Source organism: Micromonospora sp. WMMD964 (assembly GCF_029581455.1).
Classification (GTDB): Bacteria; Actinomycetota; Actinomycetes; order Mycobacteriales; family Micromonosporaceae; genus Micromonospora.
On the sequence record NZ_CP120860.1, the window covers coordinates 834,805 to 861,330 of the forward strand.

The window sequence follows — 26,526 nt, forward strand, 5'->3', positions numbered from 1 at the left end:
GGCCGCCCGACCGCCGTGAAGGAGGCAGCCACCCGCCGGGCCGCCATGAAGGAGGCAGCCACCCGCCCGGCCGCCATGAAGGAGGCAGCCACCCGCCCGGCCGCCATGAGCAGGCAGCCACCTGCCCAGCCGACGTGAGGAAGCAGGCCACCTGCCGGGCCGACGCGACGAAGCGGGCCACCGCCGGACCGGCGCGACGGCGGCGGTCAGGGGTCGGCCAGCACCTCGCTGACCAGGGTGGCGACGGCTTCCGGTGACCAGGCGTCCGCCACCCCGGGGCGGCCTGCCAGATAGTCGGCGATTCGTTCGACCGGCCAGCCGTGTGATTCGCGCAGGCCGCGGGCGATCATGCCGAGGTAGGTCGGCGCGGGTGGCCGCCACTCCACACCGGATGCCCCCTCGGGTGCGGTGAAGGTGAGCATCGGGACGCCGCCGTGGCTGCCCGGGCAGACCAGCGTCTCGTACCGTCCGGGGCCGAGCGTGGCCCGCCCGTCGGCGATGGCGGCCTCGACAGCCGCGCCGGTGGACTGGGTCAGGGCGGCGGGTTCGCCCGCTGGGCGGTACATCTCCTGTGCCGCGATGTCGGTGAACTGCTCCACTGTCACCAGGTAGGCGCGGGCGGCGGCCTCGCCCGGCAGGTGCGGGTCGTAGAAGGCCATCCCTCCGGTCCAGGCGCGGGACTCGCCGGCGAAGTAGATGCCGCCGGGCAGCGAGACCGGCACCGACCGGCTCGGCGGGCGTGGGTCCCGGCACCCCGGGTACGTCCGCATTCCGCCGGGCGGGCAGCCACCACCGATGTACCAGCCCAAGCGGGCGGCGTGCATGTTCGAGCCGTACGCGACGTACCAGACCCGCACCACGGGTGCTCTCAGAAGCCGCAGGTCTGGCCGGCGGAGTGGCTCACCTGCACGGTGTGCGTCACGCAGCCGCCCGCCTGCACGATGTGCAGCAGGAAGGCTGTCGGTTCGTCGACCCAACCGATCTGCTCGTCGGGGCTCATGGTGAGCGTGGACTGCTTCCAGGTGCTCGGTGCCACGGTGAGCACCGTGCCCGCGTACGCCGTGGTGACGGGGCGGTGCAGGTGGCCGGCGGCGACCCGGACGACGTGCCGGTGCCGGCCGACCACCTCGGCGAGCGCGTCACCGTCGGCGAGCCGGAGGATGTCGGCGGCGGGGATGCCGACCGCTACCGGCGGATGGTGCAGGAAGATCACCGCGGGCACCTCGGGCCGCCCGGCCAGCACCCCGTCGAGCCAGCCGAGCTGCTCCTCACCGAGCTGGCCGCTGCTGCTGCCGGGGACGAGCGAGTCGAGCACCACGATCGACGCCGCCTCGTGGTCGACGTGGTAGTAGGCGGCGAAGCCGCCTCCGAGCCAGGGTGTGCCCCCGAACGCGTCGAGCAGCGACTCCCGGTCGTCGTGGTTGCCGGGGACCAGGTGCACCGGCAGCGGGAACCGGCGGATCAGCTCGCGCAGTGCGGCGTACTCGTCGGGTCGCCCGTTGTCGACCAGGTCACCGGTGATCACCACGCAGTCCGGGCGGGGACGCAGCGCGAGCACCCGGCCGAGCGCACGGTGCAGCCCCGCGGCCGGTGCGGCGGCGAGCAGGCCGGTGGTCAGGTGCGGGTCACTGAGCTGAGCGATGATCATGAATCGTCTCCTCGCCGCCGGGGTTCTCACGCTATCGCCGGGCGCTGGTACGCGGTGCCCACTGCCCACTGCCCACAGGCTGTGTCCACAGCCTGTGGATAGCACGTGTGTACGAAACCGGTCGGTTTCGCACAGTCGTGAGTACGCTTGATCGCGCGGCTCGGCGCCGGCCGGGCTCCTCCCCTACCTGGAACGACGTGCGAGTGGATCATCAGCGAGTCATCCGTGACGTCACCGTCCGCCTGCCGATGGCGTCGAGCACGCCGGAGGCCTGTCGGTGGACGGTCACCGCGCTGTCCCGCCACACCCCGGCGACCATCTCCGTGCTGCTCGCGGCCCACGACCGTCTGCGCTGCGTCGCCGCGACCGGGGCCTGGCAGGTCTTCGCCACCGTGCCGGCGCACACCGGCATCGTCGGCCGGGTGTACGACACCGGCACCCCCACCACCGTCCCGGACGTCACCGTCGATCCGGACTACCTTCCGGTACGCCCGGACGTGACAGCCGAGCTGTGCGTACCGGTGCTGGACCCGGCGGGTCGGGCGATCGGCGTCCTCGACCTGCAGTGGAGTGAGCCGGTCGACCTGGAGCCGTGGCGGGCTACCGCTCAGCAGGTGGCCGACCGGCTCGGCGAGCGGATCACCGCCCTGGGGGGTCCGCCGGAGGAGAGCCGCAGCGAGAAGCTTCTCCGGCATGCGGCTGCCCTCTCCTCCGCACCCACCGAGGCGGAGGTGCTGGGCGTGGCCGTGTGCGCCGCCCGTGAGGTCTCCGCTCTCTCCACCGCGGTGTTGTTGATGACGGGGCAACTCGGCCCGCCGCCGGCGACACCGAGCGACCTGGAGATCCGGATTCGGGCCGAGTTGACCGAGTCTGGCCCGGCCGCGCTGGCCCGGATGGTCGACCGGGCACACCGGTACGGAGCCGGCTACACGCTCGGCGAGGCGGGGCATCCCCCGACCGAGGACTATCGACCGCTGACCCGGGCCGGGGTACGCACGCTGGTGGCCGTTCCGGTGGGGCCACCCGAGGTCGGCGGGGTGCTGCTGGTCGCCGACGAACGGGCGCTGCGCCCGGACCCGACCACGGTCAGCCTGATGGAGTTGCTCGCCGGGCAGGCGTGGACGAGCCTGGACCGGCTGCGCACGTTGGCCCGACTGCGGGAACAGGCCAGCTCCGACCCGCTGACCGGGTTGCGGCACACCGGTCCGTTCGGGCAGCGGATCGCGACGGCCACCCCGGGGCGTACGGCCCTGCTGGCGATCGACGTGGACGGCTTCAAGACCGTCAACGACACGTACGGCCACCAGGCCGGCGACCAGGTGCTGGTCGGGTTGGCCCGGGCGCTGGAGGGGGCGCTGCGCCACGGCGACGAGCTGTACCGGATCGGCGGCGACGAGTTCGTCGCGGTGATCGAGGTGAGCCGCCCCGAGGAGGCGGTCCGGATCGCCGAGCGGTTGACCGAGGCGGCCCGCCGCATCGGTCGCACGATCAGTGTGGGCGTCGCGCTGCCCCGCCCCGGCGAAACCCCCGACCGCACCCTGCGGAGGGCGGACCAGGCCCTCTACGCGGTGAAGCGCGAAGGCCGAGACGGCGTACGCCTGGCCGCGGCCTAACCCCCGCCGCCGCACCAACGTCGATCATGGAGTTGTGGTGGGGAGGTTCACCTCTTCCGGGGCCAAAACGCCCACCACAAGTCCATGATCGACCCAACGGACCCCCGCCCCCCTCAGGACGTGCGGAGTTCCTTGGCGAGGAGTTCGGCGATCTGGGCCGTGTTGAGGGCCGCACCCTTGCGGAGGTTGTCGCCGGTGACGAAGAAGTCGAGGGCGCGAGGGTCGTCCAGGGCGCGGCGGATCCGGCCGACCCAGGACGGGTCGGTGCCGACCGCGTCGATCGGCATCGGGAACTCTCCGGCGGCGGGATCGTCGACCAGGATGACGCCGGGCGCGTTGCGCAGCGCCTCGCGGGCACCCTCGGCGTCCACCTCGCTGGCGAAGACCGCGTGCACGGCCACCGAGTGCGCGGTGACCACCGGCACCCGGACGCAGGTGGCGGACACCTTGAGGTCGGGCAGGCCGAGGATCTTCCGCGACTCGTTGCGGATCTTCATTTCCTCGGACGACCAGCCAGCGTCTGCCGGGGAACCGGCCCAGGGCACCACGTTGAGCGCCAGCGGCGCCGGGAACGGGCCCAGGTCGTCGCCGACCGCCTGCCGGACGTCACCGGTGCGGGAGCCGAGCGCCCGATCGCCGGCGACCTTGGTGAGCTGGTCGTGCAGGATCTCGACGCCGGCCTGCCCGGCGCCGGAGACCGCCTGGTAGGAGGCGAGCACCAGCTCCCGTAGGCCGTACTCGCGGTGCAGCGGCGCGACCGCGATGATCATCGCGAGGGTGGTGCAGTTGGCGTTGGCGATGATGCCCCGGGGCCGGTTGCGGACCTGCTCGGGGTTGATCTCCGGAACGACCAGCGGGACGTCGCGGTCCATCCGGAACGCGCCGGAGTTGTCGACAGCGATCGCGCCCCGCTCGACGGCGATCGGCGCCCACTCGGCCGACACCTCGTCGGGCACGTCGAACATCGCCACGTCGACCCCGTCGAACGCCTCGGGGGTCAACGCCTGGACGACCATCTCCTCGCCTCGGCAGCGCACCCGACGCCCGACCGAACGCTCGGAGGCGAGCAGCCGGATCTCACCCCAGACGTTGCGTCGTCCGGTGAGCAGCTCACACATGACGGTGCCGACGGCACCTGTCGCTCCGACCACGGCGAGGGTGGGCAGCGCCGTCATCGGCGCTACCTACCCGTCCCCGCGTAGACCACGGCTTCGGTGTCGCCGCCCAGCTCGAAAGCGTCGTGGATGGCGCGGACGGCGGCGTCGAGGTCGGTGTCCCGGCAGACCACGGAGACCCGGATCTCGGACGTGGAGATCATTTCGATGTTGACGCCGGCCGCGCCGAGCGCGGCGAAGAAGCCGGCGGCCACGCCGGGGTGCGAGCGCATGCCGGCACCGATCAGCGACACCTTGCCGACGTGGTCGTCGTAGAGCAGGCCCTTGAACTTGACCGGCTCCTGGATCTTGCTGAGCGCGGCCATCGCGGTCGGGCCGTCGGCCTTGGGCAGGGTGAACGAGATGTCCGTCCGACCGGTGCCCTCGGTGGAGACGTTCTGCACGATCATGTCGATGTTGATCTCGGCGCCGGCGACGGTGTCGAAGATCCGCGCGGCGGCACCCGGCTCGTCGGGCACCCCGACGATCGTGATCTTGGCTTCACTGCGGTCGTGCGCGACCCCGGTGATCAGTGCCTGCTCCACGGAAAGGTCCTCCATCGATCCGGTGACCATCGTGCCGGTGTTGGTCGAGTATGACGAACGGACGTGGATCGGCAACCCCGCCCGGCGGGCGTATTCCACGCTACGCAGGTGCAGAACCTTCGCGCCGCAGGCGGCCAGCTCCAGCGTCTCCTCGTAGGTGATGTTCTGGATGTGCCGGGCGTTGGGCACGATCCGGGGGTCGGCGGTGAAGATGCCGTCCACGTCGGTGTAGATCTCGCAGACGTCGGCGTGCAGGGCGGCGGCGAGCGCCACGGCGGTGGTGTCCGAGCCGCCCCGGCCCAGGGTGGTGACGTCCTTGGTGTCCTGCGACACGCCCTGGAAGCCGGCCACGATGACCACCGACCCCTCGTCGAGCGCGCCCTTGAGCCGCCCGGGGGTGACGTCGATGATCCGTGCGCGGCCGTGCACCGACGTGGTGATCACGCCTGCCTGCGAGCCGGTGAACGAGCGTGCTTCGTACCCCAGGTTGTGGATCGCCATGGCGAGCAGCGCCATCGAGATCCGCTCGCCGGCGGTGAGCAGCATGTCCAGCTCGCGGCCCGGCGGCAGCGGGCTGACCTGGTTGGCCAGGTCGAGCAGCTCGTCCGTGGTGTCACCCATCGCGGAGACCACCACCACCACGTCGTCGCCGGCCTTGCGGGCGGCGACGATGCGCTCGGCCACCCGCTTGATCCGCTCGGCGTTGGCGACGGACGACCCGCCGTACTTCTGCACCACGAGTGCCACGACGTGCACTCCCTCCCAGCGACCCTGAGCGTGCCGACGCCGCCGGAACCGGGGCCGGCGGCGCGTGTCAAACCCCTTGAGGGTATCCGGCGGCCGACGACGGCGGGTCAGGTGATCCCACCATCCGGCCCGCACGGGTGCCGCCGGGCCGCTCCCACCAGGTCCGATGGGGTACGCGGACACGGCCGCGTCCGACACGCCGGAGCGAGCCTGGTACGGGCCGATACCCACCGGCCCCTCGCAGCCACCAGAATGGGCCGGTGCCCGTCCTCATCCGCTCGGCCGGCCGTGTGCTCGGGCCGCTCGTGATCACCCTGCCGGCGTTCCTGCTCGCCTGCACCAGTGCGCAACCGCCGACCCCGACGCCCAGCGACCCGGGGCCGGTCCAGGTCGATGCCGCACGGGACGAGTTGGCCGCCCTGGCCGCCGCCGCCCAGGACCGCCACATGGTGGCGCAGTACGTGTACAGCCGGGCGGGCCAGGCGGACCGCACGATCACGTTCACCAGCGCGAACGACGGCAGTTGGCGGGTCGACGTGCCGGGGGGCGCGTGGGGTGGCACCGCCGACGTCTCGATGGCCGCCACGACCGACGGGCTGTTCCAGTGCGCTCTGCCGTCGGCCGGCCGACCGGAGCCGTCGACCTGCGTACGCCTCGGCGAGCGGGACGACACCGTCCCGCGCCGGTCGGATCCCCGCGTCCAGCATCCGCTCACCGACTGGTTGGACGTGCTCACCGACCGACGTGCGCCGTTGGCGGTGGCCCCGGCCAACGCTCCGGAGGGTCTGACCGGCACCTGCTACTCGGTGGACTCCACCTCGGCGTCGCTCAACGCCCCGCTGGACGTGGGCATCTACTGCTACGACCAGGACGGCACGCCGACCGGCGTCCGGACCGGGGCCGGAACGTTGCGGTTGGCCGCCCTGCCCGGCCCGGCGCCGGCCACGGTGCAGTTGGCCGGTCCGGTGGTGGTCGACCGGGAGCCGCTGGACACGGCGGCGCCGCCGACCCCTGATCCGTCGGACAGCCCGGGCGCGGGAACGTTCTGATCTTCGTCCGGTTATGGGTGCCCTTGACCACATTTAGTCGACCCATCTTAAGTGGCGAATCACCCATACAGGACGATTGGTCCATGGCCGATCTCACCCCGCTGCTCGCCTACCGCTGGAGTCCGCTGGCGTTCCACCCCACCGCGGAGCTGAGCGCGGCCGACGCGTCCTCCCTGCTGGAGGCGGCCCGCTGGGCACCCTCCCTGGGCAACCGCCAGCCCTGGCGGTTCACGCTCGGCTACCGCAACGACGAGACGTGGAAGCGGATCCTGGTCAACCTGACCGAGCGCGACCAACGCTGGGCGCACCGGGCCGCCGCGCTGCTGCTCGCCGGACACGTCGACCCGGACGCCGCGCCGCCCGACGGGATCGCCTACGACCTGGGCCAGGCGGTCGCCCACCTCACCGTGCAGGCCACCGCGCTGGGGCTGCACGTCCGGCAGGTGCTGACCGTGGACCGCGCCGGACTCGCCGCCGACCTGCACCTCCCCGCCGACGTGCGGCCGTACGCGGTGCTCGTCGTCGGGCAGCTCGGTGACCCGCTCAGCCTGCCGGCGGACCTCGTCGCCGAGGAGACCGGCCTGCGTCGCCGCCGACCGATGGCCGACCTGCTGCTGGGCTGACCGGCCACCCGCTGCTGATCCTGGCCGAGCTGATCCAGTCGGCGAGTGCCTGGGGGCTCACCGCCACCCTTCCGCCGGACGACCAGCGCGGCGCGTACGTGGGGGCGCTGCGGCTCGGCGAGCAGGTGCAGTACCTGATCGCCCCGGCGGTTTTGACCGCGCTCGGCGTGACCACCGGCGGGTGGGGTTGGTTACCGACGGCAGCGATCTTCGTGCTGGTCGCAGCGGCGATCATGCCCGCCGTGGCCTGGGCCGAACGGACGCCGCGGCTGGGTACCCAGGCCCCGAAGCCGAGCATGACACCGGTCCCATAGTCCGGACCAGCCTTTGCACCCCTCGATACATCACGTAGGGTGACGTGGTCATGTGGCGGGCGCTTCTCCTCCTTAGCCGCCGCGACGAGGCCTGACCGGCCGGCACCTCGTCGCGGAGTCGCATCGCGCCGTCCAGCACATCCGAACCTTCTCTCGGCACCGCCGCGCATCGTCGCCCGGCACTCGCCGACGCCTTCCGATCTGCTGACGCCACATGTTCCAGGGAGCACTCTGAAATGGCTCAACCTGTCACCGAAGCCGAATCCAATCCGTTCGCTCGGCAGCGCCCGAGCCGGATGCCGGTCCACCGCTACCAGCCCTACCGGGAGCAGTTCCGGGTGGAGCTGCCGGACCGCACCTGGCCCACCCGGCACGTCGCCGCCGCCCCACGGTGGTGCGCGGTGGACCTCCGCGACGGCAACCAGGCCCTGATCGACCCGATGTCGCCGGAGCGCAAGCGCCGGATGTTCCAGCTGCTGGTCCAGATGGGCTACAAGGAGATCGAGGTCGGCTTCCCGTCGGCCAGTCAGACCGACTTCGACTTCGTCCGGCAGCTCATCGAACAGGACATGATCCCCGAGGACGTCACCATCCAGGTGCTCACCCAGTGCCGGGAGCACCTGATCGACCGGACGTTCGAGTCGCTGCGCGGCGCCAAGCGGGCCATCGTGCACTTCTACAACTCGACCTCCACCCTCCAGCGTCGGGTGGTCTTCGGCCTGGACAAGGACGGCATCGCCGACATCGCCACGACCGGTGCGCGGCTCTGCCAGAAGTACGCGGAGATCCACACCCCGGACACCGACATCTTCTACGAGTACTCCCCCGAGTCGTACACGGGCACCGAGCTGGAGTACGCGCTGGAGGTGTGCTCCCGCGTCATCGACGTGATCGACCCGACGCCCGACCGTCCGCTGATCATCAACCTGCCGGCCACCGTCGAGATGGCCACCCCCAACGTGTACGCCGACTCGATCGAGTGGATGCACCGGCACCTGCCGCGCCGCGACAGCGTGGTGCTGAGCCTGCACCCGCACAACGACCGGGGCACCGGGGTCGCCGCCGCCGAGCTGGGCCTGCTGGCCGGCGCGGACCGCATCGAGGGCTGCCTGTTCGGCAACGGCGAACGCACCGGCAACGTGGACCTGGTGACGCTGGGGCTCAACCTCTTCTCCCAGGGCATCGACCCGATGATCGACTTCTCGAACATCGACGAGATCCGGCGGGCGGTCGAATACTGCAACCAGCTCCCGGTGCACGAGCGCCACCCGTACGCGGGTGACCTGGTCTACACCGCCTTCTCCGGCTCCCACCAGGACGCGATCAAGAAGGGCTTCGACGCCCTGGCCGCCGACGCGAAGGCCGCCGGCGTACCGGTGGACGAGCACACCTGGGCGGTGCCGTACCTGCCGATCGACCCGAAGGACCTGGGCCGCACCTACGAGGCGGTCATCCGGGTCAACTCGCAGTCCGGCAAGGGCGGCGTCGCGTACATCATGAAGAGCGAGCACCAACTGGACCTGCCCCGGCGGCTCCAGATCGAGTTCTCCGGAGTGGTGCAGCAGGTCACCGACCACGACGGCGGCGAGGTCGACCCGGCCGCCATGTGGGAGATCTTCGCGACGCACTACCTGCTCGACCACCAGCCCGACCCGGCGATCCGGCTGGCCGGTTACACGATCAGCACCATCGACGGCAAGGTCGAGATCGAGGCCCAGGTCGGGGTAAGCGCCGAGCAGCGCTCACTCGCCGCCGTCGGCAACGGTCCGATCGACGCGTACGTCAACGCGCTGCACACGGTCGGGGTGGGCGTGCGGGTGCTCGACTACCACGAGCACGCGCTCTCCTCCGGCGGGGACGCGCAGGCCGCCGCGTACGTGGAGTGCGAGGTCGACGGGCGGACGGTCTGGGGTGTCGGCACCGACGCCAACATCGTCACCGCCTCGATCAAGGCGGTCACCAGCGCCGTCAACCGCGCCCGCCGCTGACCCACGCGCCGCACCCCCGGAGCGCTCGGCTACTTCGGGGGTGTGGCGGCGGGCAGTGAGTGGCAGGGCTGCGACGGCGGGGCCGCCCGGGGCGGCCGGTGGACCAGCAGGAGGGCCAGCACCGCGCCGGCCACGAGCAGTCCGGCGCACCACTCCATCGCGCCACGGAACGCGTCGGTCAGCTCGCCCTTCTGCTCGTACCCGCCGCCGGACAGGCCGACCAGCAGCGGCAGCGCCGCCACCGCGAGCAGGCCACCGGCCCGGGACGCGGCGTTGTTGAAGCCGCTGGCCACGCCGGAGAAGCGGTCCTCCACGGCGGCCAGCACCGACGCGGTCAGCGGTGCCACGACCAGGGTCAACCCGGCCCCGAAGAGCAGCACCCCGGGCAGCACGTCCGTCCAGTACGACGCCCCCGGTCCGACGCCGCGCAGCAGCAGCAGGCCGACCGCGGCCACCACCGGCCCGACGGTCAACTGCGGCCGGGGGCCGATCTTCGCCGACAACGCTCCCGAGCGGGCCGACCCGACCAACAGCAGCAGGGTCATCGGCAGCAGTGCGATGCCGGTGCGGAACGCCGACCACTCGACCACGTTCTGCAGGTAGACGGCGAAGAAGAAGGTGAAACCGCTCAGTGCCGCGTAGACGACGACGGTGAAGATGTTCAGCACCGAGAAGAGCCGGCTGGAGAACAGCCCGGTGGGGAGCATCGCCGCGTCGCCGCGCCGCCGTTCCAACAGGACGAAGACCACCGCCGACAGCACCCCGACCAGCGCCGCGACCAGCACCGGCGCCGAATCGTAGCCGCGCGCCGGCACGTCGATCAGGGCGTACGTGACACCGGCGAGCGCGAGTGCTCCGAGCAGGGCCCCGGCGACGTCGAACCGGCGGCGCGTCCGCTCGGGCCCCTCGGTGCGGGATGCACTCTCGTCCCGGCTCTCCGGCACCCAGCGCGTCGCGGCCAGCACCACCAGGACGGCGATCGGCAGGTTGAGGAAGAAGATCCAGCGCCAGGAGAGCGTGTCGATCAGCCAGCCCCCGATGAACGGGCCGAGCGCGGTGGACACCCCGGACAGTCCGGCCCAGGCGCCGATCGCCCGCCCCCGGTCGTCCGGATGGAAGCTCGCCTGGAGCACGGACAGCGACCCGGGGGTGAGCAGCGCGCCGCCGGCGCCCTGGAGGAACCGGGCCGCGATCAGCCAGCCGGTGCCCTGGGCCAGCCCGCAGAGCACGGAGGCGGCGGTGAACCAGACCACGCCGACCAGGAAGACGCGCCGTCGACCGAAGCGGTCGCCGAGGGCACCGCCGAGCAGCACGAACGCGGCCAGCATCAGCAGGTAGCCGTTGACGGTCCACTGGAGATCGGACACGTTGGCACCGAGGTCCTGCCCGAGCTTCGGCAGCGCCACGTTGACGACGGTCGTGTCGAGGAAGACCATGCCAGAGGCGAGTACGGCGGCGAGCAGCGTGCCCCGGCCGGCGGCCGTGCCCATCCGGAGGGCAGGCGCCGGTGCGGGTGTGGTCATCCCACCAATGTGCCCTGCACGATGTGGGAGACGCCACGAAATGCCAAAACCTTGCCCGGGTACTGTGCGCAATCGCCGGGAGACCGCAAGCTGGAGAGGTGTCGTCTGTGCGTACCACATCAGGACCGCGAGCGGCGGTGGCCGTGCTCGCCGCGGCGCTGGCGCTCGGCGTCGCCGGTTGCGTCCCGCCGGACGAGCCGGAGCCTCAGCCGTCGGGCGGCGGCGGCAACGCCGTACAGCAACTCGGTCAGCTCACCGTGGCCACTGCCGGCTCGATGAAGGGCTACAGCAGAGACCACTTCCCGCACTGGCGGGACACCGGCAAGAACTGCGATGTGCGGGACAGCATTCTCCAGCGCGACGGTAAGGACGTGAAACTCTCCGGCTGCAACGTGGTCGGCGGTCGTTGGGAGAGCGTGTACGACGGCCGGAGCGCCGCCGACCCTTCCGACGTGGACATCGACCACATGGTGCCGTTGGCCAACGCGTGGCGTTCGGGCGCCGACGAGTGGGACGACCAGAAGCGCGGCGATTTCGCCAACGACACCACACGTCCGCAGCTCCTCGCGGTTTCCGCGTCCTCCAACCGGGCAAAGGGTGACCAGGACCCGTCCCAGTGGAAGCCGGCGAACCGCGAGTACTGGTGCAAGTACGCCGAAAGCTGGGTGACGGTCAAGCACTACTGGCGGTTGACGGTGACCAGCGCCGAGAAGGCCGCCCTGACCGACATGCTGGAGGGCTGCACAGTGGGGAACGCGTCGTGACGGCCGCCGAGGAGAGCGGCCCGACCACCGAGGAGAAGGGTCCGGCCGCCGCCGGCATGACCGCGGACGGCACCGCCGAGACCTCCGCCGCGGTGCCGGGTGCCGGCATGGTGGCCGATTCCGGTGGCGCGGCCGGTCCGCAGAGCCGCACCTCGGACATCGTGCCCGGCCCCGGCGGGGTGATGACCGACGAGGTCGGTGTGGTCACCGGCGACCTGACCCTGCGCACCGAGTACACCGACGGCAAGATCACTCTGCGGGTGCAGTACAAGGACGCGGACGAGTGGTACGCGGTCACCGGCACGTCGGTGGCGCTCGCCGACCCGGCCGGGCTGGACGCGGTGCACGGCGTGGCCGTGGGCCTGCTGAACCGACCCGAGGGCTGAGCCGCCACGCTCGCCCCGACCATCGATCGGGGCGAGCGGGCTTCGTCAGACGTACGAGCCGGGCTCGGTGGGAGCGGAGACCACGGCCGGCGCTTCCCCCTCGTCCTCGGGGCGGACGATCTGCGCACTGACCTGGTGCGGGCGTAGCTCACCGCTGGCGATCTGCTCGGCCCAGTGGCAGGCCACCCGGCTGACGCCGATCTCCCGCAACACGGGTCGTTCGTCCGCGCAGCGGGTGGGCTGCGCCCACGGGCAGCGCGTGTGGAACCGGCAGCCGGACGGCGGGTTGGCCGGCGACGGCAGGTCACCGGCGAGCAGGATCCGCTCCCGGCGGTCCTCCACGTCCGGGTCCGGCACCGGCACCGCGGACATCAACGCCCGGGTGTACGGGTGCAGCGGCTCGGTGTAGAGCCGGTCGCTCGGCGCCTCCTCGACAAGCGCGCCCAGGTACATGACGCCGACGGTGTCGGAGATGTGCCGGACCACGGCGAGGTCGTGCGCGATCACCAGGTAGGTCAGCCCGAGGCTGTCCTGGAGTTCGTCGAGCAGGTTGACCACCTGGGCCTGGATCGAGACGTCGAGCGCCGAGACCGGCTCGTCGGCGACGATCAGCTCCGGCCCGAGCACCAGCGCGCGGGCGATGCCGATGCGCTGCCGCTGGCCGCCGGAGAACTCGTGCGGGTAGCGGGACAGCGCCCACCGGGGCAGCCCCACCGCGTCCAGGGTCTCGCCGATGATCCGGCGACGGTCGGTGCGGTCGGTACCGATCCCGTGGGTCTGCATGCCCTCGGTCAGGATCGACTCGACGTTCTGCCGAGGGTCGAGGCTGGACATCGGGTCCTGGAAGATCATCTGCATCCGCCGACGCATGCTGCGCAGCTTCCCGGGCGGCAACGTGGTCAGCTCGACGCCGTCGAACTCCACCTCACCGGCGGTCGGCGGAGTGAGCTGGAGCAGCGCCCGACCCAGCGTGGACTTGCCACAGCCGGACTCGCCGACCAGGCCGTACGTCTTGCCCCGAGGAATGCTGAGGTCCACCCCGTCGACGGCCTTCACGTGGCCGACCACCCGGTCGAACAGCACACCCCGCTTGATCGGGAAGTGCACCTTCAGATCGCGTACCTCGACGAGAGTGTCGTTGTCACTCACGCTTGTTCCTCCTCGCGCGGGGCGGGCACCGTGCCGGGCACCGGCTCCGGGTTGACGCACCGGTAGCTACGTCCGTCGTGTGCCTGCACCAACTCCGGCGGCTCACCCACGCACTCGTCGGTCCGCCGGGCGCAGCGCGGGGCGAAGGCACAACCCTCCGGCCAGGGCAGCAGGTCGCGGACCGAGCCGGGGATCGGGCTGAGCTTCTCGCCCCGCCCGGCGTCCAGGCGCGGCACCGAACCGAGCAGACCCACGGTGTACGGGTGCCGCGGCTGGCGGAACAGTGGACGGCGGCGGGCCGTCTCCACCACCCGGCCGCCGTAGAGCACGTTGACGGTGTCGCACATGCCGGCCACCACACCCAGGTCGTGCGTGATCATCAGCAGTGCGGTGCCGGAGTCCCGGACCAGTTCCTTGAGCAGTTCCAGGATCTGGGCCTGGATGGTGACGTCCAACGCGGTGGTCGGCTCGTCGGCGATCAGCAGCCGAGGCCGGCAGGCCACCGCCATCGCGATGAGCGCACGCTGGCGCATCCCACCGGACAGCTGGTGCGGGTACTCCTTCAGCCGCCGCTTCGGGTCGGGGATACCGACCCGGTCCAGCAGCTCCGCCGCCTCCTTCGCCGCGGCCGCACCCTTCATCCCCCGGTGCCGGGTCAGCACCTCGGTCACCTGCAACCCGATCGGGATCACCGGGTTCAGCGAGGACAGCGGGTCCTGGAAGATCATCGCGATGTCCCGACCACGGATGTCCCGCCGCGACCGGTCGTCGAGCTGGAGCAGGTCCGTGCCGTCGAAGACGGCCTTGCCGCCGACCCGCAGCCCGGGCTGCTTCGGCAGCAGACCCATGATCGCCAGCGAGGTGACGCTCTTGCCACAGCCGGACTCGCCGACCAGGCCGACCACCTCACCGGCGTCGACCGAGAAGGACACCCCGTCGACGGCGTGCACGGCCCGCTGGCCGCGCCGGGCGAACGTGACGGACAGATCATCAACTTCGAGCAGTGCCATCGCAGCCTACTTCCGCAGCTTCGGGTCGAGGGCCTCACGCATCGCCTCACCGAGCAGGGTGAAGCCGAGCGCGGTGATGATGATCGCGACGGCCGGGTAGATCGCCAGCGACGGCCGGATGCCGAGGTACTGCTGTGCGTCGGCGAGCATGACGCCCCACTCCGGTACGGCGGTGTCCGGGTTGCCCAGGCCGAGGAAGGACAGCGCTGCGGCTTCGATGATGGCGGTGGCCAGGGTCAGCGTGGCCTGCACGATCACCGGGGCGAGCGAGTTCGGCACCACGTGGGTCAGCGCGATCTTCGACTTCTTCACACCGAGCGAGGTGGCCGCGAGCACGTAGTCGCTGTTGGCCTGGGAGATCATCGAGCCGCGCAGCAGCCGGGCGAACACCGGCACCGACACCACGCCGACCGCGATCATCACGGTGGTCAGGCTGGCCCCGAGCAGGGCGGCGATGCTCACCGCCAGCAGCAGGCTCGGCATCGCCAGCAGCATGTCGATGAAGCGCATCAGGGTGGTGTCGACCCAGCGCCCCCACCGACCACCGAGACCGGCAGCCGCACCCGAGATGCCACCGATCAGCGCGCCGATCGCCAGACCGATGAGGGTGGAGACCACACCGACCAGCAGGGTCTGCCGGGCTCCCACGATCATCCGGCTGAACTCGTCCCGGCCCTGGTGGTCGTACCCGAACCAGTGGTCACCGTCGGGGCCGGGGATCACACCCGGCTTGATCAGGCCCTCCCGGATGCCGATCGTGTCCGTCGGCCCGTACGGCACGAGGAACGGCCCGACCACCGCGACCAGCAGGAAGAGCGCCAGGATGACGGCGCCGACGATCGCGGCCGGGTTGCTCCGGAGCCGGCGGAAGGCCTCCTGCCAGAGGCTGACGCCGCGCTCGTCGTCACGGGCGGCCAGCTCGGAGAGCCGGTCGATCTTTTCACGCTTCTTGCCCGGGCTGAGTGTCATCGCACCCTCACCCTCGGGTCGATGAAGCTGTAGGAGAGGTCGACCAGGAGGTTCACCAGCACGTACACCACCGCGATGATCAGGATGAAGCCCATCAGCACCGGATAGTCGCGCTGGCCGATGGCCTCGGCGACGAACGCTCCGATGCCACTGAAGGCGAAGACGGTCTCGGTCAGCACGGCGCCGGAGAGCAGGCCGCCCGCGAGCAGACCGATCGAGGTGGCCACCGGCAGCATCGCGTTGCGCAGCACGTGCCGGCGACGGACCGTCTGCTCGGTCAGGCCCTTCGCCTCGGCGGTGCGGACGAAGTCCTCGTTGAGGACCTCCAGCACGCTCGCCCGGGTGATCCGGACGATGATCGCCAGCGGGATGCTGGCCAGCGCGATGGCCGGCAGCACCAGATGCCAGAGGGCGTCGGCCGCGGCGTCCCACTCCCGGGTCATCAGCCCGTCGAGGACGAAGAAGTTGGTGATCCGGGTCGCCCCGAGCGTCGGGTCCTGGCGGCCGCTGGACGGGAACCAGTGCAGGTTCTCCGAGAAGATCGCTTTGAGCACGTAGCCCAGGAAGAAGACCGGGATGCAGATGCCGATCAGCGAGCCGCCAACGGACGCGTGGTCCAGGAAGCGGCCGCGACGACGGGCGGCCAGGTAACCCAGCGGGATGCCGACGCCGATCGCGATCACCATCGCGGTGATGGTCAGCTCGACGGTGCCGGGGAAGCGCTCGATGAACTCCGTGGTGACCGCCCGCTTGGTGGAGGTCGAGGTGCCCAGGTCGAGTTTGATCATCCGGCGGACGAAACGGCCGTACTGCACCAGGATGGGCTCGTCGAGCCCCATGTTGCGACGGATGGCAGCACGCATCTCGGGCGTGCCGCGCTCGCCGAGGATGGCGGTCTCGGGGCCGCCGGGGAGCCGGCGGAGCCAGATGAAGAGCAGGAGGGAGAGCCCGAACAGCGTGGGTATCAGCTGAAGCAGGCGTCTGACGATGAACCGGAACACGGCGGCCTCGAAGGGGTGCGGAGGGTTACGGGCGGGCGCTGTGGACAGCGCCCGCCCGCGTTCCTTGCTGCGTCAGATCAGGACTTACTTGAACTCGGCGGTGGCGTACCGCTCGTCGGTGAGCGGGCTGGCCTTGACGCCGGTCACGTCCTTGCCGAACACGATCGCCGGCGGCGAGTGCGAGATCGGCACACCGGGCAGGAAGTCCATGACGGACTTGTTCAGGGCCTTGTACTTCTCGGTCCGGGCCGCGATGTCGGCGGTGGTGTCCGCGTCCTTGAACTGGTCGAACAGGGCCTTGTTGTTGAAGCCCCACTCGTCCTTCGGCCGGTCGAAGAAGGTACCGATGAAGTTGTAGGCGTCGCCGTAGTCACCGGTCCAGCCCAGGAAGTGGAGGTCGTGCTTGTTGCCCGAGGTGGTGGCGTTGAGGTAATCCGGGCTCCACTTCAGCGGGATCGCCTCGACGGTGATGCCGACGGCCTTCAGGTCCGCCGAGAGCAGCTCGAAGATGTCCTTCGGGTTCGGCATGTACGGCCGGGTGACCTCGGTCGGGTAGTGGAACTTCAGCGTCAGGTTCGACGCACCCGCCTCGGCCAGCAGCGCCTTCGCCTTGGCCGGGTCGTAGGTGTACTTCGTGACGTCGCCGTTCCAACCCTCGACGGTGTCCGGCATGAAGTTGTCGGCGACCTTGGCGCCCGGCGGCAGCTTGGAGGTGACCAGCTGCTGACGGTTCAGGGCGTACGCGATGGCCTGCCGGACCCGGATGTCGGCGAGCTTCGGGTTGCCCTTCTGGTTCATCGCCAGGTAGAGCACGTTGAACGCCGGACGGGTGAGCATGTTGAAGCCCTCGGACTTCAGCGGCTCGACGTCGGCCGGGCCGACCAGGTCGTAGCCCTGGATGTCACCGGAGCGGAGCGCCTGCTTGCGGGCGTTCTCGTCCGAGATCGTCTTGAAGATGAGGTTCTTCAGCTTGGCCTTGGGGCCCGCGTAGTCCTCGTTGCGCTCCAGGGTCAGCGTCTTGTTGGCGACGTCCCAGGTCTTGAACTTGAACGGGCCGGTGCCGGTCGGGTGCGCCGTGGCGTACGCCGGGTACTTGATGTCCTCGGCGGTGCCGCCCACGTTGCTGGCGTCGAACTCCTGCAGCGCCTTCGGGCTGTGGATGGAGAACGAGGGGAGCATCAGCGCGGCCGGGATCTTGCTGGAGACCCGCGTGAAGGACAGGTCCACAGTGGTGGCGTCCTTGGCGGCGCAGGACTTGAAGAGGCTCGGCGGCAGCTCGGCGTCCTCGTTCTTGGCGAAGCCGCCCATGACGTCCTGCCAGTACGCGGTCACGTCCGGGCTCTGCATGAGGCCCTTGGCGTTGTACCAGCGGTTGAAGTTGACGCAGACGGCCTCGGCGTTGAAGTCGGTGCCGTCGTGGAACTTCACGCCCGAGCGGAGCTTGAAGGTCCAGGTGGTGCCCGCGGCGTCCGGGGTCCAGGACTCGGCCAGACCGGGGGTGACCTTCGTGCCACCCTCCTCCGGCCGGACCAGGGTCTCGAAGACCTGACGCGCCACGCGCAGCGACTCACCGTCGCTGGCGAAGCTCGGGTCGAGCACCTTCGGGTCTCCGGCGACGCCGAAGACGAGGGTGTCCTTCTTGCTACCGCCGGATTTGTCGTCGCGGTTGCTTTCGGCGCAGCCTGCTACCGCGAGGGCCGCGACCGCGACGGCCGCGATCGCGACCTTCGGCCTGGGTGCACGCATGTGTGCTTCACCTCGTCCTTGGGGGTACGGACAACGTGGTGACAGGGGTCACCGATGGCGGTGACCATAGCTCTCGTTACGTCCACCCGGAAACTGCCAGGTGGACGGTTGGTATCGGATCGTGCCTCAAGCGCCGCTTGACTTTCGATTCGAAGGTAAACAGCCCCTCAAACCGTTCAATCCGCACCCGCGATGCCAAACTGTTACGTCGAACAGCCCCGATGAGGGATCAAGTGTCAGATCAATTCCGGGCAGTGACGACGCGATGGCCGACACCCCTGAGGGTGCCGGCCATCGGTCGCACCTAAGGGGATCAGACCGCGCGTCGGCCCTCGAAGGCCCGGCCGAGGGTGATCTCGTCGGCGTACTCCAGGTCGCCGCCGACCGGCAGCCCACTGGCCAGCCGGGTCACCGAGATGCCCATCGGCTTCACCATCAACGCCAGGTAGGTGGCGGTCGCCTCGCCCTCGGTGTTCGGATCCGTGGCCAGGATCAACTCCCGCACCGTGCCGCCGCCGAGCCGGATCAGCAGCTCCCGGATGCGCAGGTTGTCCGGCCCGATCCCCTCCAGCGGATTGATCGCGCCGCCCAGCACGTGGTAGCGACCGCGGAACTCACCGGTCCGCTCGATGGCCACCACGTCCTTGGGCTCCTCCACCACGCACAGCACCTCGTCGGTGCGGCGCGGGTCGCGGCAGATCCGGCACTGCTCGGACTCGGCCACGTTGTAACAGGTGGTGCAGAACCGCACCAGCTCCTTGACCTTGCGCAGCGCGCCGGCCAGCCGGTTGACGTCGGCCGGATCCGCCGACAGGACGTGGAACGCGATCCGCTGGGCGCTCTTCGGGCCCACGCCCGGCAACCGACCCAGCTCGTCGATCAGGTCCTGGATGGCACCTTCGTACATCTGCCGGCTCAGAAACCGGGCAGGCCGAGGCCGCCCATGCCACCGGCGACCGGGCCCATCTTGCGCTCGGTCAGCTCGCGGGCCGCCTCGGCGGCGTTGTGCACGGCCGCGACGACCAGGTCCTCAAGGGTCTCCACGTCGTCCGCGTCGACGGCCTTCGGGTCGATCTTGATGGCCTTCAGCTCACCGGAGCCGGAGACGGTAGCCGTGACCAGCCCACCACCGGCGGTGCCGGTCAGCTCGGCCTCGGCCAGCTCAGCCTGGGCGGCGGCGATCTGCTGCTGCATCTTCTGCGCCTGCTTCAGCATCTGCTGCATGTTCGGCTGTCCACCTGGGCGCACGGATGGCTCCTTCTCGCACTCGTCTGCTCGGCCGCCGCCCAGCCTATCCGCTGGGACCGACCCTGCCCCGCCCGGTGCGTCCGCCCACGCCGGACCCTTCCGGGGGTACGGCTGGCACTACCCCGAACCGGCCATCTGCCGGTAGTGCGCCACGAACCACCCACCTGGTCTGCTCAACTGTATGAATCTCAGCCGCTCCGGCCGGATCGGCGCGCTGTGCTGGGTCGCGGCCGCCCCGACCTTCCTCGTCGCCAACCTGGTCACCGGTCTCCGGTGGCGCGACCCGACCTACAGTTGGGCCACCCACAACATCAGCGACCTCGGCAACGCACACTGCGGCATCTGGGACACCAGTCGTCCCCGTTACGTGTGCTCGCCCTGGCACCCGCTGATGAACGCCGCGACACTCACCACCGCCGTACTGCTCACCGTCGGAATCCTGCTGACCTGGCGGATCCTCGGCCGCGGTGGCGCGGTGCGCGCGGCCCAGACGCTTCTGCTGCTGGCCGCCGGCGGGTACGCCCTGGCCGCCCTCCACCCGGCCGACGTCGACGAGAACCGGCACGTCCTCGGCGCAGTCCTGATCATGGGCCTGGGCAACGTCGGCCTGCTCCTCGCCGGCTTCGCGCCGGCCACCACGACGCTCGGCCGGTGGCGACGGCTCACCCTCACGGCCGGGATCATCGCGCTGGTCGGGACGGTGCTGTTCTTCGCCCAGCAGGGCCTCGGCATCGGCGTGGGCGGCATGGAACGCGTAGCCGTCCTACCCTTCCCCCTCTGGGCCTGCTGCCTCGGCGTCCTACTAGCCGAAACCCCAACCCCCGCGCCCACCCCCGCTCGCGTCGATCATGGAGTTGTGGTGCCCGAATAGACGGCAGCATGGTGGTTCGTTCCCACCACAACTCCATGATCGACGGGGGTCAGCGGGCGTCGACTTCGTCGATCTTCTCGGCGCCGAAGGTCTCCCGGAGCAGCCGTACCGCCTGCTCCTCACTGGACTCCCGGGCGGTCTTCTCGTCGATGACCTCGTCCAGCGGCTCGTCGCCCGGGTCGAAGCCCTCGTAGACCGGGGTCGCCGCCGGGGCCGCCCCGCCCGGTCGACCACCGCGCGCCGCCGGGCCGTCGAAGTCCGGGTCGTAGGGCGGTTCGCCCGCCCATTCGGCGTCCGCGACGGGCCGGGCCGCCGCTGCGGTACGCGCACCGCGCCCCGCCGCCGCCGCGCGAGCCGCGGCGATGGCGCTGCTCACCGGGGTGCCACCGGCTGACGCCGGCTGCCGGGCCGCCGGCGTCGGGTTACCCCGCCCGCCCGCCTGACCAGCACCGGCCGCTGCACCGGAGCCGTACGCGTCAGCGCCGTTGGTACCGATGCCGTTCGCGCTGCCGCTGCTCGACGCGGGTGCGGAGCCGCCCGACGCGGCGTCGGGGCCGTTTCCGGCCGACGCGCCGCCGGGGCGGGCGGCCTCCGGCCAGTCCTCGTCATCCTTCGCCTCGGCGACCGGGGCACCGCCGCCGGGGAGCGCCGCCTCCGGCCAGTCGTCCTCGTCGTCGGCCGCCGTGGGTTGCGGGCCACCCTGCTGGCCCGCGCCGTGGCCACCGCCGCCGCGCGCAGCCGTGCCTCCGGGCTGACCACCGGAGTGTGGGCCGGTAGCGCCGAGGGAACTCGTTGCGGCGGGCGGCGCGCTGGTCGGGCCGGTGGCAACCGGTGACGTCGGCGCACTCGCCGGTCGGGCAGGGGTCGCACGGTTCGGCGCGGCGCTCGGGTTCGCCGTCGCGCTCGCGTTCGGCGCGGCGCTCGCGTTCGGCGCGGCGCTCGCGTTCGGCGCGGCGCTCGGGCTCGGCGCGGCGCTCGGGCTCGGCGCGGCCGCACGGTTCGGCGCGGCACTCGGGTTGGATGCCGCGGGCGGTGCGCTCGCCGGGCTGGCGGCGGGCGTGTTCGGCGCGGCGGGGCGGGCCGGAGCGGCGGGCTGCGAGCGCTGCGGACCGGACAGCGACACTCCGCCGCGCTCACCGGCCACCTCGCACCGGATCTGCCAGCGCCCGCCCAACTCCTCGTAGAGCGCGTCGGTCAGCACTGCCGAGTGGTCGGCCATCATCTTCGCCAGCACCGTCGACTTCACGGTCAGTACCAGCATGTCGCCGTCGAGTTCGCGAACCACCGCGTCGCGCATCAGGGCGGCGATCCGCTTGTTGGTCCGGTTGACCTTGCCGACCACGTCGGGCCACACCCGGCGGACCGCGACCGCGTCCAGCGCGGCGGCCGGCGCATCCGGTCGGGGCGGCACCGGGGTGGCCGGGTCGGGAAGCACCGCCGACGGCGGCACCGCACGGCGCGGCACCGACGAGCCACCGGAGCCGGTGCCAGCCGAACCGGGGCCACCCGAACCGGGGCCACCCGAACCGGGGCCGGCGAAGCCGCCGGCCGAACCGGCAGCAGCCGAGCCGCCGGTCGCGCCGGAGGCGGATGCCATCCCGACGGTGGTCGCCGACGCACCGGGCGACGCCGGGATCGGCGAATCGGCGGTCGGGACGCCCGACGCCGGAGCACCCGAGATCGGAGCACCCGAGGCCGGACCGCCCGACATCGAAGCACCCTGGGCGGCGGCGCTCCGGGCCGGGGACGTGGCCGGGTCGACATCCCACGGCGGTGCGGAGGTCGGGGCATTGGCGGGTGCGGGGTCGGCGGCAGCCGGAACCGGGGTGGCGGGCTGTGGGCGTACCCCTGGGGTGTTGGTCGGCGCCTCGGTGCCGCCCAGGGTGAGCCGACGTTCCATCCGCTCCAGGCGCTGAAGCAGGCCGCCGGTGGAGTCGTCCACGCCGGGAAGCAGCATCCGGGCGCAGATCAGCTCCAGCAGCAGGCGGGGCGCTGTGGTGCCGCGCATCTCCACCAGGCCGTCGTGCACGATGTCGGCGCAGCGGGAGAGCGTGGCCGTGCCGAGTTGCGAGGCCTGGGCGGCCATCCGCTCGATCTGGTCGGCCGGGCCGTCGATGAGGCCCTTCGCGGCGGCGTCCGGCACCTGCTGGATGACGATCAGGTCGCGGAGCCGCTCCAGCAGGTCGGAGGCGAACCGGCGCATGTCGTGCCCGGCCTCGGCGACCCGGTCGACGGTGGCGTACGCGGCCGCGCCGTCACCGGCGGCCAGCGCGTCACACATCTCGTCGATCAACGCGGAGTCGGTGACCCCGAGCAGCGAGACGGCCCGGGCGTAGCTGACCCCTTCCGCGCCCGCGCCGGCGATGAGCTGGTCGAGCACGGAGAGGCTGTCCCGCATGCTGCCGCCACCGGCGCGCACCACGAGCGGAAAGACCGCCGGCTCGACGGCGACGCCCTCGGCCTGGGTGAGCTGCTCCAGGTACGGGCGGACCACCTTCGGCGGGAAGAGCCGGAACGGGTAGTGGTGGGTCCGCGACCGGATCGTGCCGAGGACCTTCTCCGGCTCGGTGGTGGCGAAGATGAACTTGACGTACTCCGGAGGCTCCTCGACCAGCTTGAGCAGGGCGTTGAAGCCCTGGGTCGAGACCATGTGCGCCTCGTCGATGATGTAGATCTTGAAGCGGCTGTTGGCCGGTGCGAAGAAGGCACGCTCGCGCAGCTCGCGGGCGTCGTCGACACCGCCGTGGCTGGCCGCGTCGATCTCGATCACGTCGATCGAGCCGGCACCGTCGGCGGCCAGCGAGCGGCAGGACGCACACTTGCCGCACGGTTCGGGGGTGGGGCCCTCCGCACAGTTCAGTGAGCGGGCCATGATCCGGGCGCTGGTGGTCTTGCCACAGCCACGGGGGCCGGAGAAGAGGTAGGCGTGGTTGAGCCGCCCACTGCGCAGCGCCTGCGACAGCGGCTCGGTCACGTGCTCCTGACCGATGACCTCGGCGAAGGTCCGCGGCCGGTACTTGCGGTAGAGCGCCAGCGTCACTCGTCCCGCCTCCTCTCGACCGAGCCATTCTGCGCCGGTCGGGCGCGGGTGACCACCCACCCCGCCGAATGGCCGAGGCTGCCGCGCCCGGCCGGGCGCCCGGGTTGCCGGGGGTCGCCGTGCCTTGCGGCGCGTTTCCGTGCCTTGCCGCGCGTTGTCGTGGGTTGCCGTGGGTTGTCGTGGGTTGATCGACTCCACATCGCCGACCTGGCGGTATCGACTGCCCGGGACAGCCCCACCTCGCCGACCTGGTGTGGATCAAGGCCCCGGAGTAGGGCCCCGGAGACGAAAAGGCCTCCCGTGCACCCGGCAGAGCTCGCTTATCCTTGCTGCCTTCCGGCCCTGGGGAGGTTCACGAGATACCGCCGCACGGGAGGTGCCGCCAAGCCTACCCGACCGCCCGTCGATCTTCAGGGGGTGGTGGGGTGGCCCGCCCGACGGGGGCCTGTATCCTGGCTCGCGGAGGATTCGCCTAGAGGCCTAGGGCGCACGCTTGGAAAGCGTGTTGGGTTAACACCCTCACGAGTTCGAATCTCGTATCCTCCGCTCGTCTGAGCAGCACCAACGACAGGGCCGGCCCCACAGGGACCGGCCCTGAGTCGTCTGCACGGGGCGTCAGCCCACCACCTGGACGTCCTCCGCGCCCTGCCCGGAGAACCACGCCGCAAGCTCGATCCCGCCGAGTGACCGCGTCGCCCCCTCGTCGACGAGGACCGGGCCGACGACGGCACCCTTCGCGCCGTCGAGTTGGCAGCCGAACATCCGCGCGCCGCTCAGCACCGTCGGCATGCTGGTACTGCCCAGCGTGCACCAGCGCATGCTGGCCAACTCAAGATCGGCATCGCGCAGGTCCGTCTCGTAGAGGGTGGCGGAGTTGAGGACCGAGCGGCGGAGGTCCGCCCCGGCCAGCACGGCGTGGTCGAGTTGCGCCGAGAACAGGCGGGCCGAGAGGAACCGCGCCCGACCGGCCGAGCAGCCGACGAGTGTCGCCTTGGCCAGGTCGGCGCAGGCGAAGTCCGCGCCCTCCACCTCGGCGTCGGCCAGGTTGGCGTCGGCGAGGTTGGCCGCCTCGAACCGGACGTCGACCAGGCGCGAGTTGGCGAGATAGGCGCCGACCAGGTCGAGACGGCTGAGGTCAGCCCCGCGAAAATCGAGAAAATCACCAGAGAGGTACGCGGTGTCGGACGACGCCGCGAGCCACTCCTCCAGTGCGGCCCGCGCGTCCGGGCTGTCCGGCCAGCGGATCACGTCGTCGCTGGTCCGTCGGTATCTGCTCACCGTCCGTGCTGGTCGTCCGGCCCGTCCACGGCGGGGTCGGCCGCGCGCAGTTGCTGCCCGACGCGTTCGGCTATCGCCCGCGCGGCGGGTGAATCGGTCCCCAGAGTGTCGCCGATGATCTCCTGCGCCCGGTCGGCCAACTGCCGCTTGGCCACACCGATCGTGTTCATGATCGTCCTGGCGACCACGTCGGGCGCGACCCGCTGGATCCGCTGACCCAGTTGCAGGTCGACCAACGCGCCCACCGAGTCGACGGTGACCTCCACCAGCCCGTTGCCGTCGGCGGCCGTCACCCGTAGCGCCTGGATGCGGTCACTCATCGCATCGGTGGCGGTCGCCAACTGGTCGAGGCGACCCTTCCACTCCGCGAGCCGGTCCATCGCGCCGTCCGGGTCCAGCAGCCCCGCCGTGTTGGGAACCTCGGCCATCATGTGTCCCCTCGGTCGCTCAAGGTGATCATGCTCAGCGGTGGGAGATTAACACGGGCGGCCCTCACGACAGTCCAGGTGAGACACCGGGAGCGGGCACCCCGGCACCCTTTCGGCCGCAGGCTCACGCCCAGGCCCCCGACACCCTCCAGCGCGCCAAGACCCTCCGACGTCCGTCGACCACGGGCGCGCGCCCAGGGCCCCGACGCCTTCAGCGGGCGCGCGTCCAGGAGAGGAAGCGTTCGGTCAGGCGGACCGGGTCGACCTCGGTGAGCTGCGCGCTGGCCTCGGCCTGGAGCGCCGCCAGGTAGATGGTCAACGCGAGCCGGTCACGCCGGTACTCGCCGAGCAGTCGCAGCTTCGCCGCCGAGCAGGGCCAGGCGATGCCGCACGCCGCGCAGCGCCAGGTGGGGCGGGTCGGGAGGTGGTTGCGGTGACGGCGGCGGGGCATGGGCAGGGCCTCCTTCGGCGCTGGAAGGGTGCCGCCTCACCGCCCTGACCGGGAGGCGGGGCGGCACCCGGACTGACGCCGACCGCCGGGCTCCTACGCCTCCACCGGTCACGCCGTCTTCTGCGAACCACCCTCTGGCGCGTCACGGGACAAGCACACCCCGTAACGATATGGTTTTCAGATATTCGAGACATCCGATGGAGGGGCCGTGAACGACGCGCTTCGGGTGGCGCTCAGCGACACCGGGCACAGCATCGAATCCCTCGCCGAGACCGTCGGCGTCGACCCGAAGACCGTAGGGCGTTGGTTGACCGAGGGCCGCATCCCGCATCCTCGGCACCGCTTGGCGGCGGCCGAAGCCCTCCACAAGGACGTGTCGGACATCTGGCCGGACACTTCAAGACGTCGTGACCCCATTTGGTTTCGTCCGTGGCAGGAGATCGAGCGCGAGGCGGTGTCGCTTCGCTGGTTCGAGTCGACGGTCCTGCCGGGGTTGCTCCAGACCGAGGCGTACGCCCGCGCCGTGCTGGTCGGCGCGGGCCTGATCCCCCGTGGTGACATCGAGCGGCACCTCACCGTCCGGCTCGGCCGGCAGGGTGTGCTCAGGCGGGACGATCCGCCGCAGTTCACGGCGGTCGTCGACGAGGCGGTCATCCGTCGTCCGGTGGGCGGCGGGCCGACGATGCGCGAGCAACTGTTGGCGGTGGCGGCGGCGTGCGCCGAGCCGCACATCCGGGTGCACGTGGTGCCCAGCACGGTCGGCGCGTACGCCGGCCTGAACGGGCCGTTCGTGATCGCGCACAGCGACGACCACCGGGTTGCCGGCTACCTGGACAACCAACTCCAGGGACAAGTCGCTAGCGACCCCGACGACATCGCGGCCATGATGGCGGCATGGGAGAACGTGCGCGGGGAGGCGCTGTCCCACCGGCAGTCGGTCGATCTCATCACGGAGGTGGCGGAGTCATGGAGCTGAACGGC

At 71.2% G+C, this 26,526-nt stretch carries 25 protein-coding genes, 1 tRNA gene and 1 other RNA gene; 10 read left to right on the plus strand and 17 right to left on the minus strand.

The features are described from left to right. Window positions 1-206: 206 nt before the first annotated feature. Both O7616_RS03940 and O7616_RS03945 read right to left on the minus strand, forming a co-directional pair. Window positions 207-860 (minus strand): histone deacetylase, encoded by a 654-nt coding sequence (locus O7616_RS03940; protein ID WP_282305652.1) that lies wholly within the window; start codon window positions 858-860, stop codon window positions 207-209. Window positions 861-868: 8 nt separating this feature from the next. Beyond that, window positions 869-1,648 carry a phosphodiesterase gene (locus tag O7616_RS03945; RefSeq protein WP_282305653.1) on the minus strand — a complete coding sequence of 260 codons (780 nt, stop codon included), beginning with the start codon at window positions 1,646-1,648 and terminating at the stop codon, window positions 869-871. A gap of 203 nt (window positions 1,649-1,851) precedes the next feature. Here O7616_RS03945 and O7616_RS03950 point away from each other — a divergent pair, with 203 nt between their 5' ends. Beyond that, window positions 1,852-3,261: a diguanylate cyclase gene (locus O7616_RS03950; RefSeq protein WP_282305654.1), complete on the plus strand. Its 1,410-nt coding sequence runs from the start codon at window positions 1,852-1,854 to the stop codon at window positions 3,259-3,261. 113 nt (window positions 3,262-3,374) lie between these two features. Here O7616_RS03950 and O7616_RS03955 read toward each other — a convergent pair whose 3' ends face one another. Both O7616_RS03955 and O7616_RS03960 read right to left on the minus strand, forming a co-directional pair. Beyond that, window positions 3,375-4,436 carry an aspartate-semialdehyde dehydrogenase gene (locus O7616_RS03955; RefSeq protein WP_282305655.1) on the minus strand — a complete coding sequence of 354 codons (1,062 nt, stop codon included), beginning with the start codon at window positions 4,434-4,436 and terminating at the stop codon, window positions 3,375-3,377. 5 nt (window positions 4,437-4,441) lie between these two features. After that, window positions 4,442-5,707: an aspartate kinase gene (locus O7616_RS03960; protein ID WP_282263951.1), complete on the minus strand. Its 1,266-nt coding sequence runs from the start codon at window positions 5,705-5,707 to the stop codon at window positions 4,442-4,444. 260 nt (window positions 5,708-5,967) lie between these two features. Between O7616_RS03960 and O7616_RS03965 the strand changes: the two genes are divergently transcribed. The 4 genes from O7616_RS03965 (at window position 5,968) to leuA (ending at window position 9,681) form a co-directional block, all read left to right on the plus strand. Continuing rightward, window positions 5,968-6,756: a hypothetical protein gene (locus tag O7616_RS03965; protein ID WP_282305657.1), complete on the plus strand. Its 789-nt coding sequence runs from the start codon at window positions 5,968-5,970 to the stop codon at window positions 6,754-6,756. 83 nt (window positions 6,757-6,839) lie between these two features. Beyond that, entirely contained in the window at window positions 6,840-7,379 is a 540-nt protein-coding gene (locus O7616_RS03970) for a nitroreductase family protein (protein WP_282305658.1), read from the plus strand. A 98-nt stretch (window positions 7,380-7,477) separates the two neighbouring features. After that, window positions 7,478-7,693: a hypothetical protein gene (locus tag O7616_RS03975; protein ID WP_282305659.1), complete on the plus strand. Its 216-nt coding sequence runs from the start codon at window positions 7,478-7,480 to the stop codon at window positions 7,691-7,693. A gap of 236 nt (window positions 7,694-7,929) precedes the next feature. Beyond that, window positions 7,930-9,681 (plus strand): 2-isopropylmalate synthase, encoded by a 1,752-nt coding sequence (gene leuA / locus O7616_RS03980; protein ID WP_282305660.1) that lies wholly within the window; start codon window positions 7,930-7,932, stop codon window positions 9,679-9,681. Window positions 9,682-9,710: 29 nt separating this feature from the next. On the opposite strand, the gene O7616_RS03985 is transcribed toward leuA, so the two are convergent. Beyond that, window positions 9,711-11,204, minus strand: coding sequence for an MFS transporter (locus O7616_RS03985; protein ID WP_282305661.1), 1,494 nt, complete (start codon window positions 11,202-11,204; stop codon window positions 9,711-9,713). 107 nt (window positions 11,205-11,311) lie between these two features. Here O7616_RS03985 and O7616_RS03990 point away from each other — a divergent pair, with 107 nt between their 5' ends. Together O7616_RS03990 and O7616_RS03995 are read left to right on the plus strand one after the other, a co-directional pair. After that, window positions 11,312-11,968, plus strand: coding sequence for an HNH endonuclease family protein (locus O7616_RS03990; RefSeq protein ID WP_282305662.1), 657 nt, complete (start codon window positions 11,312-11,314; stop codon window positions 11,966-11,968). Beyond that, the gene (locus O7616_RS03995; RefSeq protein WP_282305663.1) at window positions 11,965-12,354 is read left to right on the plus strand and encodes a hypothetical protein; all 390 of its coding nucleotides are present in this window, start codon (window positions 11,965-11,967) and stop codon (window positions 12,352-12,354) included. Before O7616_RS03990 ends, O7616_RS03995 begins: the two co-directional genes overlap by 4 nt. 45 nt (window positions 12,355-12,399) lie before the next feature. Here O7616_RS03995 and O7616_RS04000 read toward each other — a convergent pair whose 3' ends face one another. From O7616_RS04000 to O7616_RS04030, 7 genes are all read right to left on the minus strand, one after another. Then, complete coding sequence (locus O7616_RS04000; protein ID WP_282305664.1) at window positions 12,400-13,503, minus strand: oligopeptide/dipeptide ABC transporter ATP-binding protein; 1,104 nt, start codon at window positions 13,501-13,503, stop codon at window positions 12,400-12,402. Next, window positions 13,500-14,513, minus strand: a complete 1,014-nt coding sequence (locus O7616_RS04005; protein WP_282263934.1) for an ABC transporter ATP-binding protein — start codon at window positions 14,511-14,513, stop codon at window positions 13,500-13,502. Before O7616_RS04005 ends, O7616_RS04000 begins: the two co-directional genes overlap by 4 nt. Window positions 14,514-14,519: 6 nt before the next feature. Next, window positions 14,520-15,482 (minus strand): ABC transporter permease, encoded by a 963-nt coding sequence (locus O7616_RS04010; RefSeq protein ID WP_282263932.1) that lies wholly within the window; start codon window positions 15,480-15,482, stop codon window positions 14,520-14,522. After that, window positions 15,479-16,483, minus strand: a complete 1,005-nt coding sequence (locus O7616_RS04015; protein ID WP_282263930.1) for an ABC transporter permease — start codon at window positions 16,481-16,483, stop codon at window positions 15,479-15,481. The genes O7616_RS04010 and O7616_RS04015 overlap by 4 nt, the downstream gene beginning before the upstream one ends. An 84-nt stretch (window positions 16,484-16,567) precedes the next feature. Beyond that, window positions 16,568-18,229, minus strand: coding sequence for an ABC transporter substrate-binding protein (locus O7616_RS04020; protein WP_282305665.1), 1,662 nt, complete (start codon window positions 18,227-18,229; stop codon window positions 16,568-16,570). A 313-nt stretch (window positions 18,230-18,542) separates the two neighbouring features. After that, window positions 18,543-19,136 (minus strand): recombination mediator RecR, encoded by a 594-nt coding sequence (gene recR, locus O7616_RS04025; RefSeq protein ID WP_282263927.1) that lies wholly within the window; start codon window positions 19,134-19,136, stop codon window positions 18,543-18,545. Between the two features lie 8 nt (window positions 19,137-19,144). Then, window positions 19,145-19,453 (minus strand): YbaB/EbfC family nucleoid-associated protein, encoded by a 309-nt coding sequence (locus tag O7616_RS04030; RefSeq protein WP_030489880.1) that lies wholly within the window; start codon window positions 19,451-19,453, stop codon window positions 19,145-19,147. A 205-nt stretch (window positions 19,454-19,658) separates the two neighbouring features. Here O7616_RS04030 and O7616_RS04035 point away from each other — a divergent pair, with 205 nt between their 5' ends. Continuing rightward, on the plus strand, window positions 19,659-20,348 hold the full coding sequence (locus O7616_RS04035) for a DUF998 domain-containing protein (RefSeq protein WP_282305666.1): 690 nt from the start codon (window positions 19,659-19,661) through the stop codon (window positions 20,346-20,348). Between the two features lie 49 nt (window positions 20,349-20,397). Here the strand turns inward: O7616_RS04035 and O7616_RS04040 are convergent, their stop codons facing one another. Together O7616_RS04040 and ffs are read right to left on the minus strand one after the other, a co-directional pair. Next, complete coding sequence (locus O7616_RS04040) at window positions 20,398-23,388, minus strand: DNA polymerase III subunit gamma and tau (RefSeq protein ID WP_282305667.1); 2,991 nt, start codon at window positions 23,386-23,388, stop codon at window positions 20,398-20,400. Between the two features lie 289 nt (window positions 23,389-23,677). After that, window positions 23,678-23,767, minus strand: an RNA gene (ffs, locus tag O7616_RS04045) — signal recognition particle sRNA small type. An 82-nt stretch (window positions 23,768-23,849) separates the two neighbouring features. On the opposite strand from ffs, the gene O7616_RS04050 reads away from it, so the two are divergent. Then, window positions 23,850-23,934, plus strand: a tRNA-Ser gene (locus O7616_RS04050). A gap of 69 nt (window positions 23,935-24,003) precedes the next feature. Here O7616_RS04050 and O7616_RS04055 read toward each other — a convergent pair. The 3 genes from O7616_RS04055 to O7616_RS04065 form a co-directional block, all read right to left on the minus strand. Next, a complete protein-coding gene (locus tag O7616_RS04055; protein WP_282305668.1) occupies window positions 24,004-24,666 on the minus strand; it encodes a pentapeptide repeat-containing protein in 663 nt (220 codons plus the stop codon). Then, window positions 24,663-25,094 carry a YbaB/EbfC family nucleoid-associated protein gene (locus O7616_RS04060; protein ID WP_282305669.1) on the minus strand — a complete coding sequence of 144 codons (432 nt, stop codon included), beginning with the start codon at window positions 25,092-25,094 and terminating at the stop codon, window positions 24,663-24,665. Before O7616_RS04060 ends, O7616_RS04055 begins: the two co-directional genes overlap by 4 nt. A gap of 211 nt (window positions 25,095-25,305) precedes the next feature. Beyond that, entirely contained in the window at window positions 25,306-25,545 is a 240-nt protein-coding gene (locus O7616_RS04065) for a flavin reductase (RefSeq protein WP_282305670.1), read from the minus strand. Window positions 25,546-25,753: 208 nt separating this feature from the next. Between O7616_RS04065 and O7616_RS04070 the strand changes: the two genes are divergently transcribed. Continuing rightward, the gene (locus O7616_RS04070) at window positions 25,754-26,521 is read left to right on the plus strand and encodes a helix-turn-helix transcriptional regulator (RefSeq protein ID WP_282305671.1); all 768 of its coding nucleotides are present in this window, start codon (window positions 25,754-25,756) and stop codon (window positions 26,519-26,521) included. Window positions 26,522-26,526: the final 5 nt, after the last annotated feature.